This is a genomic window from Cellulomonas sp. Root485, assembly GCF_001426705.1.
GTDB lineage: Bacteria > Actinomycetota > Actinomycetes > Actinomycetales > Cellulomonadaceae > Cellulomonas.
The window spans coordinates 66289-82258 of sequence record NZ_LMFC01000006.1 but is presented as its reverse complement, the minus strand read 5'-3'; the positions used below and the strand labels follow the sequence as shown (position 1 = coordinate 82258).

General features: G+C 74.2%; 16 protein-coding genes. 9 read left to right on the top strand and 7 right to left on the bottom strand.

The annotated features are described in order from the left end of the window. Positions 1-83: 83 nt before the first annotated feature. Together ASD16_RS21160 and ASD16_RS21155 are read left to right on the top strand one after the other, a co-directional pair. Positions 84-473, top strand: coding sequence for a PLD nuclease N-terminal domain-containing protein (locus tag ASD16_RS21160; protein ID WP_055922802.1), 390 nt, complete (start codon positions 84-86; stop codon positions 471-473). A 24-nt stretch (positions 474-497) separates the two neighbouring features. Further along, complete coding sequence (locus ASD16_RS21155; RefSeq protein ID WP_157454059.1) at positions 498-1973, top strand: PQQ-binding-like beta-propeller repeat protein; 1476 nt, start codon at positions 498-500, stop codon at positions 1971-1973. Between the two features lie 7 nt (positions 1974-1980). Here the strand turns inward: ASD16_RS21155 and ASD16_RS21150 are convergent, their stop codons facing one another. After that, positions 1981-2982, bottom strand: coding sequence for a phosphotransferase family protein (locus ASD16_RS21150; protein WP_235523485.1), 1002 nt, complete (start codon positions 2980-2982; stop codon positions 1981-1983). Between the two features lie 86 nt (positions 2983-3068). Between ASD16_RS21150 and ASD16_RS21145 the strand changes: the two genes are divergently transcribed. The 4 genes from ASD16_RS21145 to ASD16_RS21130 are packed head-to-tail and all read left to right on the top strand — an operon-like array spanning position 3069 to position 6767. Next, positions 3069-4259, top strand: coding sequence for a cysteine desulfurase family protein (locus tag ASD16_RS21145; protein WP_055922793.1), 1191 nt, complete (start codon positions 3069-3071; stop codon positions 4257-4259). After that, entirely contained in the window at positions 4259-5362 is a 1104-nt protein-coding gene (gene mnmA, locus ASD16_RS21140; RefSeq protein ID WP_055922790.1) for a tRNA 2-thiouridine(34) synthase MnmA, read from the top strand. The genes ASD16_RS21145 and mnmA overlap by 1 nt, the downstream gene beginning before the upstream one ends. Continuing rightward, positions 5359-6381, top strand: a complete 1023-nt coding sequence (locus ASD16_RS21135) for a hypothetical protein (protein ID WP_055922787.1) — start codon at positions 5359-5361, stop codon at positions 6379-6381. The genes mnmA and ASD16_RS21135 overlap by 4 nt, the downstream gene beginning before the upstream one ends. Further along, positions 6378-6767: a hypothetical protein gene (locus ASD16_RS21130; RefSeq protein WP_055922784.1), complete on the top strand. Its 390-nt coding sequence runs from the start codon at positions 6378-6380 to the stop codon at positions 6765-6767. Before ASD16_RS21135 ends, ASD16_RS21130 begins: the two co-directional genes overlap by 4 nt. Positions 6768-6810: 43 nt before the next feature. On the opposite strand, the gene ASD16_RS21125 is transcribed toward ASD16_RS21130, so the two are convergent. Further along, positions 6811-7377 (bottom strand): hypothetical protein, encoded by a 567-nt coding sequence (locus tag ASD16_RS21125; protein WP_055922780.1) that lies wholly within the window; start codon positions 7375-7377, stop codon positions 6811-6813. A gap of 31 nt (positions 7378-7408) precedes the next feature. Here ASD16_RS21125 and ligA point away from each other — a divergent pair, with 31 nt between their 5' ends. After that, the gene (gene ligA / locus ASD16_RS21120; protein WP_082571049.1) at positions 7409-9754 is read left to right on the top strand and encodes an NAD-dependent DNA ligase LigA; all 2346 of its coding nucleotides are present in this window, start codon (positions 7409-7411) and stop codon (positions 9752-9754) included. Positions 9755-9787: 33 nt separating this feature from the next. Continuing rightward, entirely contained in the window at positions 9788-11089 is a 1302-nt protein-coding gene (locus ASD16_RS21115; protein WP_055922776.1) for a GNAT family N-acetyltransferase, read from the top strand. A gap of 28 nt (positions 11090-11117) precedes the next feature. Here ASD16_RS21115 and ASD16_RS21110 read toward each other — a convergent pair whose 3' ends face one another. Further along, positions 11118-11762, bottom strand: a complete 645-nt coding sequence (locus ASD16_RS21110) for a winged helix-turn-helix transcriptional regulator (RefSeq protein WP_055922773.1) — start codon at positions 11760-11762, stop codon at positions 11118-11120. 52 nt (positions 11763-11814) lie between these two features. Here ASD16_RS21110 and ASD16_RS21105 point away from each other — a divergent pair, with 52 nt between their 5' ends. Next, on the top strand, positions 11815-13104 hold the full coding sequence (locus ASD16_RS21105) for an MFS transporter (RefSeq protein ID WP_082571048.1): 1290 nt from the start codon (positions 11815-11817) through the stop codon (positions 13102-13104). Here the strand turns inward: ASD16_RS21105 and ASD16_RS21100 are convergent. From ASD16_RS21100 to ASD16_RS21085, 4 genes are read right to left on the bottom strand one after another with little or no spacing between them, the layout of a single operon-like run. After that, the gene (locus ASD16_RS21100; RefSeq protein WP_082571047.1) at positions 13099-13890 is read right to left on the bottom strand and encodes an ABC transporter ATP-binding protein; all 792 of its coding nucleotides are present in this window, start codon (positions 13888-13890) and stop codon (positions 13099-13101) included. The genes ASD16_RS21105 and ASD16_RS21100 overlap by 6 nt on opposite strands. After that, positions 13868-14857: an ABC transporter substrate-binding protein gene (locus ASD16_RS21095; RefSeq protein ID WP_055922767.1), complete on the bottom strand. Its 990-nt coding sequence runs from the start codon at positions 14855-14857 to the stop codon at positions 13868-13870. Before ASD16_RS21095 ends, ASD16_RS21100 begins: the two co-directional genes overlap by 23 nt. Then, positions 14854-15636, bottom strand: coding sequence for an ABC transporter permease (locus ASD16_RS21090; protein ID WP_055922764.1), 783 nt, complete (start codon positions 15634-15636; stop codon positions 14854-14856). The genes ASD16_RS21095 and ASD16_RS21090 overlap by 4 nt, the downstream gene beginning before the upstream one ends. A 4-nt stretch (positions 15637-15640) precedes the next feature. Continuing rightward, complete coding sequence (locus ASD16_RS21085) at positions 15641-15934, bottom strand: thiamine-binding protein (protein WP_055922875.1); 294 nt, start codon at positions 15932-15934, stop codon at positions 15641-15643. Positions 15935-15970: the final 36 nt, after the last annotated feature.

Sequence of the window (15970 nt, the reverse complement as noted above, 5' to 3'; positions counted from 1 at the left end):
CCGGACAGGTGCTCTCCGGCTCCGCTAGCCTGCGCGTCGGTCCCGGCTGACAGCACGCCGGGCAGGGGTGCCCGAGGAGTCCCGTGATCCGCTATCTGCCGTACCTGATCGAGATCGCCCTGCTGGTCTACTGCCTCATCGACTGCATCCAGACGGACGTCCCCCGGAACCTGTCGAAGACCACCTGGGTGTTCGTCATCATCCTGCTGCCGGTCGTCGGCGGGATCGCGTGGCTCGTCGCGGGACGCCCCGAGCGCCGGCAGGCGCGCAACGTCCCGTGGCCGTCGACGCAGACCGCCGGGTTCCCCGAGTACGAGAGGCCGCGCCGGACGTCCCCGGACGACGACCCGGAGTTCCTCGCCGGCATGCGCACGTCGGACGACAAGCACGAGCAGATGCTCAAGGACTGGGAGGCGCAGCTGCGCGACCGGGAGCACAAGCTCCAGGCCGACGAGCCGCGCGACCAGGTCTGACGCTCACGGGCGGATAATCCGGCCATGCGACGGCGCATGGGCATGGCGGCGGTCGAGCTCGTCGAGCGCGACGACGAGCCCGCGCGCCCGGGCGATGCCGAGCCCCGGCGCAGGTCGTGGCGGCGGCTGCTCGTCCCGGTGCTCGTCGCCGCTGTCGCGCTCGTCGGGGTGCAGGTGGTCGTCGAGCTGCGCGACCGTGCCGCCGTCGCGGCGCTCGCCGACGTGCCGGGCGTCGTGCGACCGGTCGACGAGGACGTGCGGATCCTGTGGACGCTGGATCCCGGCACCCGCTGGGTGCCCTGGTCGGAGCTGCCCGGCGGGATCCTCGTGGGCCTGCAGCGCGCGAGCGACGAGTCGCAGGCGCTCGTCGCCGTCGACGAGCTCACCGGCGAGCGCCGCTGGACCACGCCCCTCGTCGGCGCGCACGTCGTCGAACGCACCGACGAGGGGTTCGACCAGGTCGGCGGGTGCGTGCTCGAGCCGGGAGCCACCGAGCACGTCGTGTGCCTCGTCACGGACACCTACCTGGGGTTCCGGCAGACGGAGAACGTGCTCGTCCCGTCGCCGCTCAGCCGGCTGGTGGTCGCGGACGTCGCGGACGGCTCCGTCGTCGCCGACCGGGAGGTGCCCGGGGCGGTGGCGTTCACCGCGCTGCCGGGTGCCGTCGCGGTCGGCGTCCCCCGCCCCGGCGGTGCGCTCGTGGTCACCGCGACAGACCTGCTGACCGGCCAGGAGCGGTGGCAGTCGGTCGTGCCGTCCGCCGGCGCCGAACCCGACGAGGGCGGCTTCGTCGACCGGTCCACCACGCTGCTCCGCACGGACGACGGGCTCGCGGTCGTGACCGCCGGGCGCCGGATCACGCTGCTCGACGGCGACGGCGGTCCGGCGCGCACCGTGGTCGACGCGAGCAACGGCTTCACGGCGGACGCGCGGCTGGGCATCGTCGCCGCGTTCTCGCAGGACGACGAGGGGCAGGAGACGACGACGATCGTCGGGGGCGGTCCGGACCTCGTGCTCCCCGGCCGGCTCGGGCAGGTCTCGGCCGACGACGGCAGCCTCTCCGACCTGGTCCTCGCGGCCGGCTCGAGGCTCCGCGCGTACGACCGGTCCACCGGAGACGAGCTGTGGGATGTCGGGCACGGCCTGTCGGGCGCGGCGGTCGTGGCGCGGGGGCGGGTCTACCTCAGCACGCCGGACGGGGTCGTGGCGGTCGACGGCCGCACCGGCGCGGAGCTCTGGCGGGCACCGGTGCTCACCGGCCGGACGATGGGCGACCTGGTGACCGACGGGCGCCACCTGCTGAGCGCGCAGCAACGGCCCGACGAGCCGGGCGCCGTGACCGCGCTGAACGACTGGCCGGGCATCGGCGAGCTCGTCGCCTACCGGTTCGACGACGGCGGCGAGGAGTGGCGCGTCGACCTGCCCGGGACCCTGATCGGCGTGGCGTCCGAGGGGCACACGCTCCTCGGCTGGGGCCCCGCCGGCGCCGTCCTCGGCTGAGCCCCCGTCAGGACAGGTCGCGCAGCCAGCGGACCGTCGCGACGCCCTGCGCGGCCTGGAACCGGCGCAGGTTCGGGATGCCGAGGGGCGCGGGCTGGCGCGAGCTCCACGCGAAGTACCCCGACAGCCCGGCCAGGCCGGCCCGCAGGTCGTCGTCGTGCACCCCGTCCGACACGGCGTGCTCGCGGAAGTTGGTCGCCGGGTCCCCGCCGCCCTGCAGCGCGACGCTCGGCAGCATGAACGCCAGGTCGAGCCACGGGGCACCGACGCTCGCGTGCGGCCAGTCGATGATCCAGACCCGGTGCTGGTGGTCGGGGTCGATCATGACGTTGTCGGCGCGCAGGTCCCCGTGCACGAGGGAGTCGCCCGCGCACACGCGCAGCGACTCCTGCTCCCAGCGGACCAGCTGCTCGACGTTGTCCAGCGCCCACCGGCCGATGTCGCCCGCGAGATCCGCGTACTGCTCCTGGGTCTGGCGGTCGAGGGCGTGCAGCTTGCGCCAGCCGGTGAAGTCCTCGGCCAGCTGGTCGTCCGTGCGCGGCAGCGAGTGCCCGGGCAGGGGCTCGGCGTCTGCGAGCGCTCCCACGGCGTCGGCGACGGCGCGCAGGTCCTCGGGCCGCCACGGGAGCTCGGGAGAGCGGCCGTGCACCACCTCGAACCCGAGGATCACCCAGTCGCCGTCGTCGGAGGACCACAGGAGCTGGGGCGCCGGGACCTGCGGGGGCAGCGCGTGGGACACCCGGATCTCGGCGCGGGCGAGGTCGGGGGAGACCGGGTTCTGCTCGCCGGAGACGGCCTTCACGAAGACGCCGCGCCCGTCGGCGAGCTCGAGCACGGCAGCGAAACCGGGGCTGAACCCGCTGGTCGCGCTGATCTCGGCCGTGACCTGAGCGCCCGCCAGCTCGGCGATCCGGGTCCGGACGTGCCGCGGGAGGTCGCGCCAGTCCAACCGCTGGCCGCTGAAGGCGAGCGGGAGGGCAATGACGTCATCGGCACTCACGCGGCACATCCTGCCAGGTAGCGAGCGGCGCTCGGCGGGTGATCCCACGGGGCGTGCGGTCGGGAGTTGTGGAGGTCGTTCGTAGACTGGAGCCGATGAGCGTGTATCTCGACCATGCGGCGACCACGCCCATGCTCCCGGAGGCCGCGCGGGTGCTCGCTGAGCAGCTCGTGCGCACCGGCAACCCCTCGTCCCTGCACGGGTCCGGCCGTGCGGCCCGTCGGGTGGTCGAGGAGGCCCGCGAGCGGCTCGCCGCGGCCCTCGGTGCGCGGCCCAGCGAGGTCGTCTGGACGTCGGGCGGCACCGAGGCCGACAACCTCGCCGTGAAGGGTCTGTTCTGGTCCCGACGCAACGAGGACAAACGCCGCCGACGACTGCTCGTGTCTGCCGTGGAGCACCACGCCGTGCTGGACCCGGCGTTCTGGATGGCCGAGCACGCCGGCGCGGAGCTGGTGCTCCTGCCCGTCGACGGTGACGGGACGGTCGACGTCGACGCGCTGGGCGAGGAGCTGGAGCGCAACGGCGACCAGGTGGCGCTGATCTCCGTGATGTGGGCCAACAACGAGGTCGGCACCCTGCAGCCGCTCGACGACGTGGTCGCGCTCGCCCGCCGGCACGGTGTGCCGGTGCACGCGGACGCGGTGCAGGCCGTCGGCCAGGTGCCGGTCGACTTCGGCGCGTCGGGCCTCGACGCGATGACCGTCAGCGGCCACAAGGTGGGCGGACCCGGCGGTGCCGGTGCGCTCCTCGCGCGGCGCGGGCTCGACCTGACCCCCGTGCTGCACGGGGGAGGGCAGGAGCGCGGCGTGCGGTCGGGCACGCTCGACGCCGCCCTGATCGCGTCGTTCGGGCTCGCCGTCGAGCACGCTGCCGCAGGGCGCGACGCCTTCGCCGCCCGCGTGGGAGCGCTCCGCGACTCCCTGGTCGCCGGAGTGGAGGCCGCCGTCCCCGACGCGGTGCTGCGCGGGCCGCGGGACACGTCGCGACGGCTGCCCGCCAACGCCCACTTCACGTTCCCGGGCTGCGAGGGCGACTCGCTGCTCTACCTGCTCGACTCCGCCGGGATCGAGGCGTCGACCGGGTCGGCCTGCCAGGCGGGCGTCCCGCGGCCCAGCCACGTGCTGCTCGCGATGGGGGTCGACGAGGTCGCCGCGCGCGGCGCGCTGCGGTTCAGCCTCGGGCACCCGTCGACCGCCGCCGACGTCGACGCGCTGCTCGCGGCCCTGCCGGGCGTGGTCGACCGGGCCCGGGCCGCTGGGCTCGCGACCGTCGGGTCGGTGACCTGATGCGCGTCCTGGCCGCCCTGTCCGGGGGCGTCGACTCCGCGGTCGCCGCGGCCCGAGCGGTCGACGCCGGGCACGACGTCGTCGGCGTGCACATGGCCCTGTCCCGCACCCGCGACCAGTTCCGCACCGGCTCGCGCGGGTGCTGCTCCATCGAGGACGCCGGGGACGCCCGTCGCGCCGCCGACGTGCTGGGGATCCCGTACTACGTGTGGGACCTGTCGGAGCGGTTCGAGGAGACCGTCGTCGCGGACTTCGTGGCCGAGTACGAGGCCGGTCGCACGCCGAACCCGTGCGTGCGCTGCAACGAGCACATCAAGTTCGCGACGCTGCTGGACAAGGCCGTCGCGCTCGGGTTCGACGCCGTCTGCACCGGCCACTACGCGCGCATCGAGACGCGCGCGGACGGCACCCGGGAGCTGCACCGCGCCCGGGACCTGGCCAAGGACCAGTCGTACGTGCTGGCCGTGATGGGTCCGGAGCGCCTGGCGCGGTCGATGTTCCCGCTCGGCGACGTCGCCTCCAAGGAGGTGACCCGTGCCGAGGCGGCCGCCCGCGGGCTGTCCGTGTCCGCCAAGCCGGACTCCTACGACATCTGCTTCGTCGCCGACGGGGACACCCAGGGCTTCCTGCGCTCGCGGCTCGGGTCGCAGCCCGGGGAGATCGTCGACGGTTCCGGCGCGGTGCTCGGTCAGCACGACGGCGCGTACGCGTTCACCGTCGGGCAGCGCAAAGGGCTGTCGATCGGCCGGCCGGCTCCCGACGGCAAGCCGCGGTACGTGCTCTCCGTCGAGCCGGTCAACAACCGGGTCGTCGTCGGCTCCGCCGACGAGCTCGCCGTGCACGCCGTCGAGGCGGACCGAGCGGTCTGGTTCGCCGACGCGAACGGCTCGTTCGCGTGCTCCCTGCAGGTCCGGGCGCACGGCTCCGCGGTCCCCGCGCGGGCCACCGTCCGCGACGGGGTCGTCGAGGTCGTGCTCGACGCCGCCGGTGACCTGCGCGGTGTCGCGCCGGGACAGTCCGCGGTCCTGTACGACGGCACCCGCGTGCTCGGCCAGGCCACCGTGACCTCCGCGCAGCGCGTCACCGCCGGCGTCGCCCGGTGAGCGGCGGACGACCGGGCGTCACGGGCACCGGGCCGTGGCCGGGCCTCGACGTGCTGGAGGCGCAGACCGTCGTCGTCGGCGACCTCGTCGACACCCCGTCCGAGGTGGCCGGTCTCCCGTTCACGGTGACGCTCGCCGAGCGCGGACCCTGGTGCGACCGCACCGGCCGCGCGGCCGCCCTGCTCGCGGAGCTGCCCACCGAGCTCGGGCCGCACGGCTGGAAGCTGGCCGACCGCCCCAGCCGTGACCTCGCCCGCGCCCAGGCCTACGTGCGCGAGGACGTCGACGCGCTCGCGGTCGCCGGGCACGGGTGGTCCGGACCGCTCGTCGTACCGGTGCTGGGCCCGATGACGCTCGCCGCCTCCCTCTACCTGTCCCGTGGCGACCGGGTGGTGTCCGACGCCGGCGCCGTCCGCGAGCTCGCCGCGTCGCTGGCCGCGGGCCTCGCCGAGCATCTCGCCGCGATCCGCCGTTCGGTGCCCGGCGCCGAGCCGACCGTGCTGCTCCACGAGCCGCTGCTCGCGCAGGTCATGGCCGGGGTGCTGCCCTCGTTCTCCGGCTACTCCGCGCTGCGGTCCGTCCCCGGTCCCGTCGCGGCCGAGCGCATCGGCGACGTGGCTCGCGCACTGGACGGTGCCCGGGTCGTCGTGCACGGCGGCACCGCCTGGACCTCCCTCGGGGCGATCCGCGCGGCTGCCGTCGACGGGTTCGCGCTCGCCGTCCCCGCGCTCGACGAGCGGAGCTGGGAGAAGGTCGCGGAGGTCATCGAGGGCGGGCTCGCCTTCTGGCCCGAGCTCGCGCCGCAGGCCTCCTCGCAGTGCGCCGGACCCGACGTGACCGGGCAGGCCGATACGCTCACCCGGCCGTGGCGGTCCGTGGGGCTGCCGATGGCGGGGCTGCGCGACGTCGTGCTCCTCGCCGGTGACATCACCGGGAAGGGCAGCCCGGACGACGCCCGCGCCGTGCTGGCCGGACTGGTCCGGGCCGCGCGGATCGTGGCCGAACGAGCGGAGGCATGACGGTGGCTGCTGCACAGCCGAGCGTGCGGCGCGCCCTGGCGCTGCTGATCGGGTCCGGGGCCGCGATCGTCGGGATGGTGCTGCTCGTCATCTGCTACACCGGCATCGGCGTGACCACCCTGACCGCCACGAAGGACGACCCCGACCCGTGCGTCGAGGCCTACGCCGCCGGGACCGACTCCGCGTCCGTGCAGTACACGATCGTCCCGCCGAAGGCCATCTGCACGTGGGACGTCGACGGTTCGCCGACCGAGGTCGTCGTCGCCGCCGCGTCCGTCCCGCTGTTCGCCACCGGCGCGGTGCTCGCCGTCGGCGGCGTGCTGGTGTGCGGGGTGCTGGTGGTGGGGCCGTGGCTGCAGCGGCGACGTGCTCGCGACGAGGTGTAGCTCGTAGGCCTCGATCGATCACCCACAACCGAACCTCACGTGCTCACTGCGGCGTCCGGCCGTACTCCGCGGCGACCGCGTCAAAGATGCTGGGACCCGAGGCCCCTGGCACGACCGGCATCTGGCAGCCGGGTATCAGCTGCAGGAAGTGGACGAGCCCGTCGCGGCCTTCCGCATCCAGGAGGCCGAGCAGCTGCGCCTGCATCGCGTCCCACGGCAGACCCGGCCCGCCCTGCGCGTCACCGTCGGCGGCCCCTGCGTCGAAAGCTCCCGCCTCTACCGCACCTGACGTCAGTCGGGGCAGGTCCAGCGCTCCGGGCCGTGGGCCGCCGACGGGCCATGCCTCCAGGTGTGCGTACGCGGCACGGCACACCGCGATCTCCACCGCGATCTGTTGGGCCGTCCACGCTCGCTGATCCTCGGGTGCCGCGGCGATGACGTCCCCCTTGGTCGCGAGCGCCTCGTCCACCACCGCGGGGTCGAGACCCTCGAACAGGGGGTCTCCAGCGGCCACGGGCTCGCTCCCACCGACGCATCCGCCTAGCAGCATCCCCATGGCCGCCGTCGCCACCAGCGCCTTCATCCGTGTGCTGCGGAGCGCGCTCACCATGCGGCGACCATAGCGGCGCGACTGCGTGCACATGCTCTCGGGTGCGTCGGGACAGCGCGCTGTGGGCGGCGCGCGAGAGGATGTGCCGGTGAGCGACGAAGCACCCGCGCCCGTGAGCGCGTCCGCCGAGACCGAGATCCCTGCGCAGGCCCGTCACCGGTGGGCGGAGCTGGCCGCCCTGATCGAGGCGGACCAGTTCGCGTACTACATCCGCGACGCGCCGACGTCGTCGGACAAGGAGTACGACGAGCGGCTGCGGGAGCTGCAGGCGCTGGAGGACGAGCACCCGGGACTGCGGACGCCGGACTCGCCGACGCAGCGGGTGGGGGGCACGTTCTCGACGGAGTTCGCGTCCGTCGCGCACGTCGAGCGGATGCTCTCGCTGGACAACGCGTTCTCCGACGAGGACATCACCACCTGGGCGGGGCGGCTGCACCGGGACCTCGAGTCGGACGCGTCGATCCACTACCTGTGCGAGCTCAAGATCGACGGCCTCGCCATCGCGCTGCTGTACGAGCAGGGGCGGCTGGTCCGGGCGGCGACGCGCGGTGACGGGCGGACCGGCGAGGACGTCACGCTGAACGTCCGGACCATCTCGACGATCCCCGACGTGCTCGCCGGCGACCCCGCGACGCACCCGGAGCGCATCGAGATCCGCGGCGAGGTGTTCCTGCCGGTCGCGGCGTTCGCCGAGCTCAACGCGTCGCAGGTGGAGGCGGGCAAGAGCCCGTTCGCCAACCCGCGCAACGCCGCCGCCGGCTCGCTGCGGCAGAAGGACCCCCGGGTCACCGCGTCGCGTGACCTGCGGATGTACGCGCACGGCATCGGCGCGCTGGTCTGGGGCGCGGGGCAGGGGACCGGGATCGAGCGGCAGTCGCAGGTCTACGACCTGCTGGCGGGCTGGGGTGTCCCCGTCTCGGGGCACACGCGCATCGTCGAGGGGCTCGACGGGGTGCGGGAGATGATCGCGTACTACGGCGAGCACCGGCACGACGTCGAGCACGAGATCGACGGCATCGTGATGAAGGTCGACGAGATCGCCCTGCAGCGCCGGCTCGGGTCCACCAGCAGGGCTCCGCGCTGGGCGATCGCGTACAAGTACCCGCCCGAGGAGGTGAACACCAAGCTCCTCGACATCCGCGTGAACGTGGGGCGCACCGGCCGCGTGACGCCGTTCGGCGTGATGGAGCCGGTATTCGTGTCGGGGTCGACGGTCGAGATGGCGACGCTGCACAACGCGAGCGAGGTGGCCCGCAAGGGTGTGCTCATCGGCGACACCGTCGTGCTGCGCAAGGCGGGGGACGTCATCCCGGAGATCGTCGGGCCGGTGGTCGACCTGCGGGACGGCACGGAGCGCGCGTTCGTCATGCCGACGGAGTGCCCCTCGTGCGGCACCCCGCTGGCGCCCGCGAAGGAGGGCGACGTCGACATCCGCTGCCCCAACCAGCGGTCCTGCCCCTCGCAGCTGCGCGAGCGGCTGTTCCACGTCGCGTCGCGCGGGGCGTTCGACATCGAGGCGCTCGGCTGGGAGGCCGCCAGCGCACTGCTGACCGCCGGGGTGGTGACGGACGAGGGAGACCTGTTCGCGCTCGATGCCGACGCGCTGCGCAAGGTGCCGCTGTTCACGTTGTCGGCCCGCTCCAAGGTCGCGGGCGCGGTCCGCGAGGCCGGGGACCTGAACGCGACCGGTGCCGCACTGCTGGGCAACCTGGAGAAGGCGAAGCAGGCCGCGCTGTGGCGCGTCATCGTGGCGCTGTCCATCCGGCACGTCGGACCGACGGCGGCGCGGGCGCTCGCGCAGCACTTCGCGTCGGTCCCGGCGATCGCGGTCGCGACCGAGGAGGAGATCGGGGCGGCCGAGGGTGTCGGTCCGACGATCGCCGGTGCGGTCCGGGCGTGGTTCGACCAGCCCGGCGAGGACGACAAGTGGCACGCCGCGATCGTCGACAAGTGGGCGGCCGCCGGGGTGCGCATGCAGGAGGAGCGGGACGAGTCGGCTCCGCGCACGCTCGAGGGGCTGACGGTCGTCGTCACCGGCGGGCTGGAGCGGTTCAGCCGGGACGGCGCGAAGGAGGCGATCCTGGCGCGCGGAGGCAAGTCGGCGGGCAGCGTCTCCAAGAAGACCGACTACGTGGTGGTCGGCGAGAACGCCGGGTCGAAGGAGACCAAGGCCCGCGAGCTCGGGCTGCGGATCCTGGACGAGGCGGGTTTCGAGCTGCTGCTCGCGCAGGGGCCGGCAGGGGTCGGGGACGTCCCGTCGGGCATCGAGGACAACCCGGCAGGTGCCGGGGACGCGACCGAGGGCTCCGCGGACAGCCCGACAGGTGCCGGGACGGCGGGCGTCGGAGTCGACACCGCCGACGACGGCGAGGGCTGACGTGACGAACGCTCGTCGGCCGGAGGGTTCGCCGTGACCGGTGCCGTGGTGCGGGTGGCTGCGGGCGCGCAGGTGGCGGATGCCGGGGCGCTGACCGCCGAGGCGTACCTGGCGGACCGCTTGCTCGACGCGGACGACTCCTACGCCGACGAGCTGCGGGACGCCGAGCGACGGGCGCGGGAGGCGACGCTGCTCGTCGCGCTGATCCCGCCCGGGGAGGGGGACGGCGCGAACGACCGGGACGAGGACCTGGTGGTGGTCGGGACGGTGACGCTCGCCCCGTACGGCACGTCCTACGCCGAGGTCGCGGAGCCGGGCGAGCTGGAGATCCGGATGCTCGCGGTCGCCCCGGAGGCCCGGCGCCGGGGCATCGCCGAGCTGCTCATGTCCGCCGCGCTGCGTGAGGCGGTCGCCGGCGGGGCGACGCGGGTGGTGCTCTCGACGCTCGACTCCATGGAGGCCGCGCAGCGCCTGTACCGGCGGCTCGGGTTCGTGGCGGTCCCGGAGCGCGACTGGGGGCACGTCGAGGTCCACCTGCGGGTCCACACGTGGACGGCGCCGGACGCGCCGGGTGCGCTCGTCGAGTGCGCGACGTGGCCGCCGGCACGGGTGGTCGACGTGGACGGCTGGCGCGTCGGGCTGTCCGGCGGGCTGACCCGTCGCGCCAACAGCGTCCTGCCGCTCGGCACCCCGCCCGATGTCACGGCGACGCTCGACCGGGTGGAAGAGCTCTACGCGGCCGAGGGGCAGCCCTCGATCGTGCGCGTGTGCCGCGCGGCGCCGCGGGGTCTGGACGACCTGCTCGCGCTGCGCGACTACGAGGTGATGTCCCGCACGGACGTGCTGGTCCGGGCGCTCGACGGGGTCGAACCTCGGCACGGCGCCGTCCGTACAGCCGCCGGACCGGTGCGCGTCTCGGTCGCGGACCACCCGGACGACAGGTGGCTCACGGCGTGGTCCGGCTCGAAGGCCCGGCTGCACGCCACCGGGGCGGCGGCCGAGGCGGACGAGACGAGCCTCCGCCTGGCCCGCGCCGTGCTCGACGGAGCGCCCGCCGTCTACCTCACGGCGACGGATGCCACGGGACTGGTGGGGGTCCTGCGCGCCGCGTTCGCGGAGGACTGGGTGGCACTGTCCTGCCTCGTCGTCGCGCAGGCCGCTCGTCGCCACGGGCTCGGACGGTTCCTGACCCAGCGCGCGCTCGACGAGGCGGCGCAGCGGGGTGCCCGGCGGGCGTTCCTGCAGGTCGAGGCCGAGAACGCCGCCGCCGGAGCCCTGTACACGGCCCTCGGGTTCCCGCCGGCGGAGCGCTACGTGTACCGCGAGCGGGGCTAGGTCTCCGGTCTCGTCATCGCCAACGGGGTCAGCTCTCGGGTCCGGTCACCGCGAAGTACGTCGCGAAACGGGCGGCCGCGAGCTCGTCGCCCTCGACGGCCGCCTCTCCGGCAGTGACGACGTCCGTGAGCGAGCGGTCGCCGGACACGATCGCGTCGAGCGCCCGGGGCGTGGTCGTGATGGCGGCGTCCGGTCGGTCTGCCGTTCCGCGTGAGACGTCGACGCGCCCGTCGTGCAGCCGGACGGCGAACTGGTACTGGCCCAGTCGCAGCTCGTAGGTGGCGGGTGGCTCGGTGTGGGTGAGCTGCGCCGCGAGCGACAGGATCACCGAGTCGACCCCGAGGTGGGCGTCGCGGGGGAGGGTGGGGGAGCGGACGCCCCAGGCCCCGAGCGCGAGGACCACGGGTTCGAGCTCGGCGCCCCGCGACGTCAGCGCGTAGACGGCGACGCCCGCCGGGGGTGGCAGTGTCGTCCGCTCGATGACTCCCTCCGCCTCGAGCTCGCGCAGCCGCTGGCTCAGGATGTTCGCGCTGACCCCGGGGAGGCCCGCGCGAAGGTCGGTGAAGCGCTTGGGCCCCAGGAGCAGCTCCCGGACCACCAGCAGCGCCCACCGTTCTCCGACCAGGTCGAGCGCGTGGGCGATCCCGCAGCCGTCGTCGTACGTACGCGTCATGGAGACATACTAGAGGGTTGTTATTACTAACTAGAAAGTCCTACTGTGCAACATGCGGACGACGTGGACTCTGGTGGTGCTCGGCACGGCGTTCTTCGTCGTCGTCCTCGACAGCACGATCGTGTACGTGGCGCTGCCGTCGATCGCCGACGAGCTCGCCTTCGCGCCCGGCGACGTGCAGTGGGTGCTCAGCGCCTACCTCGTGACGTTCGGCGGGCTCCTGCTGTTCGGCGGCAGGGTCGCCGATCTGCTCGGCCGCCGCCGGGTGTTCCTCGTGGGCATCGCGATCTTCACGGTCGCCTCGGTCGTCTGCGGCCAGGCGGATGAGCCGGCCGTGCTCGTCGGGGCTCGCGTCCTGCAGGGTGCGGGTGCAGCCGTCATGGCGCCGACGGCGTTGTCGCTGCTGCTCACGACCTTCGAGCCCGGCCCGGAGCGCAACCGGGCGCTCGGCGTCTGGGGCGGGATCGGCGGGGTCGGCGGGACAGCCGGGTTGCTGCTGGGCGGACCGATCACGCAGCTGTGGGGCTGGCAGTGGATCTTCCTCGTCAACCTGCCGGTCGGCGTCCTGCTGCTGGCGGCGTCGGCGCGGCTGCTCCCGCCGAGCACCGGGATCCCGGGGACGCACGCCTTCGACGTGGCCGGCGCAGCGACGGTCACCGGGTCTCTCGTGCTCCTGGTCCTGGGGATCACGGAGGCGTCCTGGCCCGCGCTGGCGTCCGCCGCCCTCCTGATGGCGGTCTTCGTCCTGGTGGAGCGGCGCGCGGTCGCACCGCTGGTGCCGTGGCGGGTGGTGCGGTCGAGACGGCTCGTCGCCGGGAACGTCCTGCTGCTGGTCGCCGGGATCTGCGTGGACGGTGTCCTGCTGGTGCTGGCGCTCGGTGCGCAGGCGTCGGGGATGTCGCCGGTGCTGTTCGGGCTGACGACCGCGGCCATGACCGCTGCCTCGGTGGCCGGGTCCTTCGCCGGGCAGGCCGTCGTCACGCGGGCCGGGGTGCGGGCCGTCGCCGTGGCCGGTACCGCGCTGCTCGCGGTCGGGAGCATCGCGCTCGCGACGCTGCCGCCCGTCGTCGGTCTGGTGGTGTTCGGCGCCGGCCTCGGCGCGGCCTTCGTGAGTGCCCAGATCGCTGCGGTGTCCGGGGCCGCGGCCGACGACGCAGGGCTGGCCGCCGGGATCGCGGACACGTCGTTCGCGGTCGGCGGTGCGCTCGGCGTCGCCGTCCTGTCGACCGTCGACGGCACCCGCAGCGCGCTCGTCGTCGCCGCGGGTGTCGCCGTCCTCGGTCTGGTCGTGGGCACGGCCCTGCGCGTGGAGCGCTCGACCGTCAGCGCGGAGGTGTCATGACCCCCCGTGCGGGTCGAGCGCGTCGAGCAGGGTCCGGCGCGCATCCTGCGTCCCGTCCCGCGGTACGGGCAGGTCGAGGACCACGCGACCGGGCCGGTCCGAGAGCACCACGACGCGGTCCGCGAGCAGCAGCGCCTCGTCGACGTCGTGCGTGACGAGGACCACCGCGCGCCCGTGGCCGGCGAGGTCGAGACCTGCGAGCCAGGCGTTCATGCGGCGTCGGGTGATCGCGTCGAGCGCGCCGAACGGCTCGTCGAGGAGCAGCACGGGGCGCCCGGGCAGGCAGGTCCGCAGCAGCGCGAGGCGCTGGCGCATGCCGCCCGACAGCTCGTGCGGCCACGACCGCTCGAACCCCGCCAGCCCGAACTCGTCGAACAGCGCCCGAGCCCGTTCGTCCGCGACCGCCCGGTCCATCCCCGCGATCCGGGCCCCGACCAGCGCGTTCGGCAGCGCCCGCCGCCACGGGAGCAGCCCGTCACGCTGCGGCATCCACGCCGTCGCCGGGCCGCCCGCCGGGTTCACGAGCCGGGTCACCGCACCGCCGGTCACGGTCGCGCCGGTCGGCGTCAGGCCCGCGAGGACACGCAGCAGCGTGGACTTTCCGCAGCCCGACGGCCCGACGACCGCGACGAACTCGCCGACGCGCACCTGGAGGCCGACGTCCTGCAGCGCGACGACGCCCGGCACGTCACGGCGGCCGGCGCCGGGGAACGTCACGGTGAGCCCGGCGACCCCGAGCGCGAGGTCCGACGTCGCCGGCGACTCAGTCGACAGGGAGGTAGTCATCGGTCCACGCCGCATCGGTGTCGAACCCCGCGTCGGCGAGGTCGTGGTCCTGCAGGAACCCGACGAAGTCGTCCCAGACCTCCGCCTCCTGGACGCCCCAGTGCTCGGGGTCGTCGGTGTAGCGCGGTGCGAGCCACTGCGCGCTCAGCGTGAGCAGCTCCTCGTCGATCTCGGGCGCCGCCACGTGGATCGCGTCGGCGGCGGCCTGCGGCTCGGCGATGGCGTCCTCGTACCCGTGCGTGAGGGCGGCGAGGAAGTCGCGGACCAGCTCCGGGTCGTCGTCGAGGTGCTGCTGCGAGGTCGCGACCAGCGGGGTGTACCAGTCGGGGATGCAGTCGGTGTGGTCGATGAACGGGATCGTCGAGACGTCCAGCCCGTCGATCTGGCCGAGCCGGATGGTGTCCCACGCGTCGAACACCCAGGCGGTGTCGAACTGGTGCTCCGTCAGACCGATCCGGAAGTCGTCGCTGGACAGCGGCGTCAGCTCGACGGCGTCCGGGTCGCCGCCGTCGCACTCGACGAGCGTGCGGATGAGCGCCTCCTCCAGCTCGGAGCCGTACGAGCCGTACGAGTGGCCGGCCAGGTCGCGCGGCCGCGTGAGGCCGGTCTCCGTCAGGGAGATCAGGCTCGACGTGTTGTGCTGGATGACGGTGGCCACCGAGACGACCTCGGCCCCCTGCTCACGCGCGGGGACGAGCCCTTCGGCCACGGAGAACGCGAAGTCGGCCTTGCCCGCGGCGAGCAGCTGCAGGCCCGAGGTGTCCCCGGGCTCGACGATCCTCAGGTCGATCCCGGCGTCGGCGAAGTACCCGCGGGCCTGGGCGAGGTAGAGGCCGGAGTGGTTCGTGTTGGGCGTCCAGTCGAGGATGACGGACACGGGCCGCAGCGCGGGCTCGTCGGCGGCGACCGCAGTACAGGCGGTGAGCAGCGAGAGGCTCGCGACAGCGGCGAAGAGACGGGTTCTCACAAGGGGGTCCTTCCAGGACGAGAGGGGAGCGACGGCCGCTGCCACGGGGTGGCGAGGCGCGCGAGGCCGTCGACGAGCAGGAACAGCAGTCCGGTGAGCACGGCCACGAGGGCGACGGCGACGAGGATCTGGTCGACCTCGTAGCCCTTGCGCGAGCGTTGGACGAACACGCCCAGGCCGCTCTGACCGGCGAGGTACTCGGCGACGACGGCCGCGCCGATCGCGTACGTCGCGGCCACGCGCAGGCCACCGAGAGCGCCGGGAACCGACGCGGGGAGCTGGACGAGCCAGAACTGGTGGCGACGCGTGCCGCCCAGCCCGGCGACCATCTCGGCGTGCTCCGCGTCCACGGCGGACATCGCGGTCACCGCCGCGACGAGCACCGGGAAGAACGCCGTGAGGGCGACGAGCACCACCTTGGGCAGCAGCCCGAACCCCGCCCAGAGGATGAGCAGGGGTGCGAGGACGACGGTCGGCACGGTCTGCGTGAGCGTGACCAGCGGGTACACGGTGTCCGCGACCAGCGGGAACGCCGCGATGAGCACGGCGAGCAGCAGCCCGACGACGGCCCCGACGAGCAGCCCGAGGCCGGCCTCGGTCAGGGTCGTGACGACGTCGGGCCCGAGCAGCGGTGCGACCTCGACCGCGGTACGGGCGACCTGCGACGGCGGCGGCAGCACGAAGGCGGGGAGGCCGGACAGGCGTACCCCGACCTCCCAGCCGACGAGCAGCACGAGACCGGCCACCGACGGCGCGACGAGACGACGCCAGCGGTGCACGACGTCAGGCCCGGAACTTGCCCACGAGGTCCTGGATCGTGGGTCCGGCGTCGTCCTTGCCCTGCCCCACCTTGATCACGCTGGAGACGGCCGACGCGCCGGCCTGCACGGTCGCCTCGTGCACGGCCCGCAGCAGCGGCCAGAGCTGGTCGGGCGTGCCCTGGATGGTGGTGCCCATGGCGCCGACCTCGTACACGAGGCCGGACTGCTGGATGACGGCGATGGCGGCGTCGACGTAGGCGTAGCGGTCGTCGTCGGTCCCGCTCGGGCGGGGAGAGACCTGGATCTGTGCGAGCACGGTGTTCCTCCGGGTGGTCGGACCGGGCACACGCAG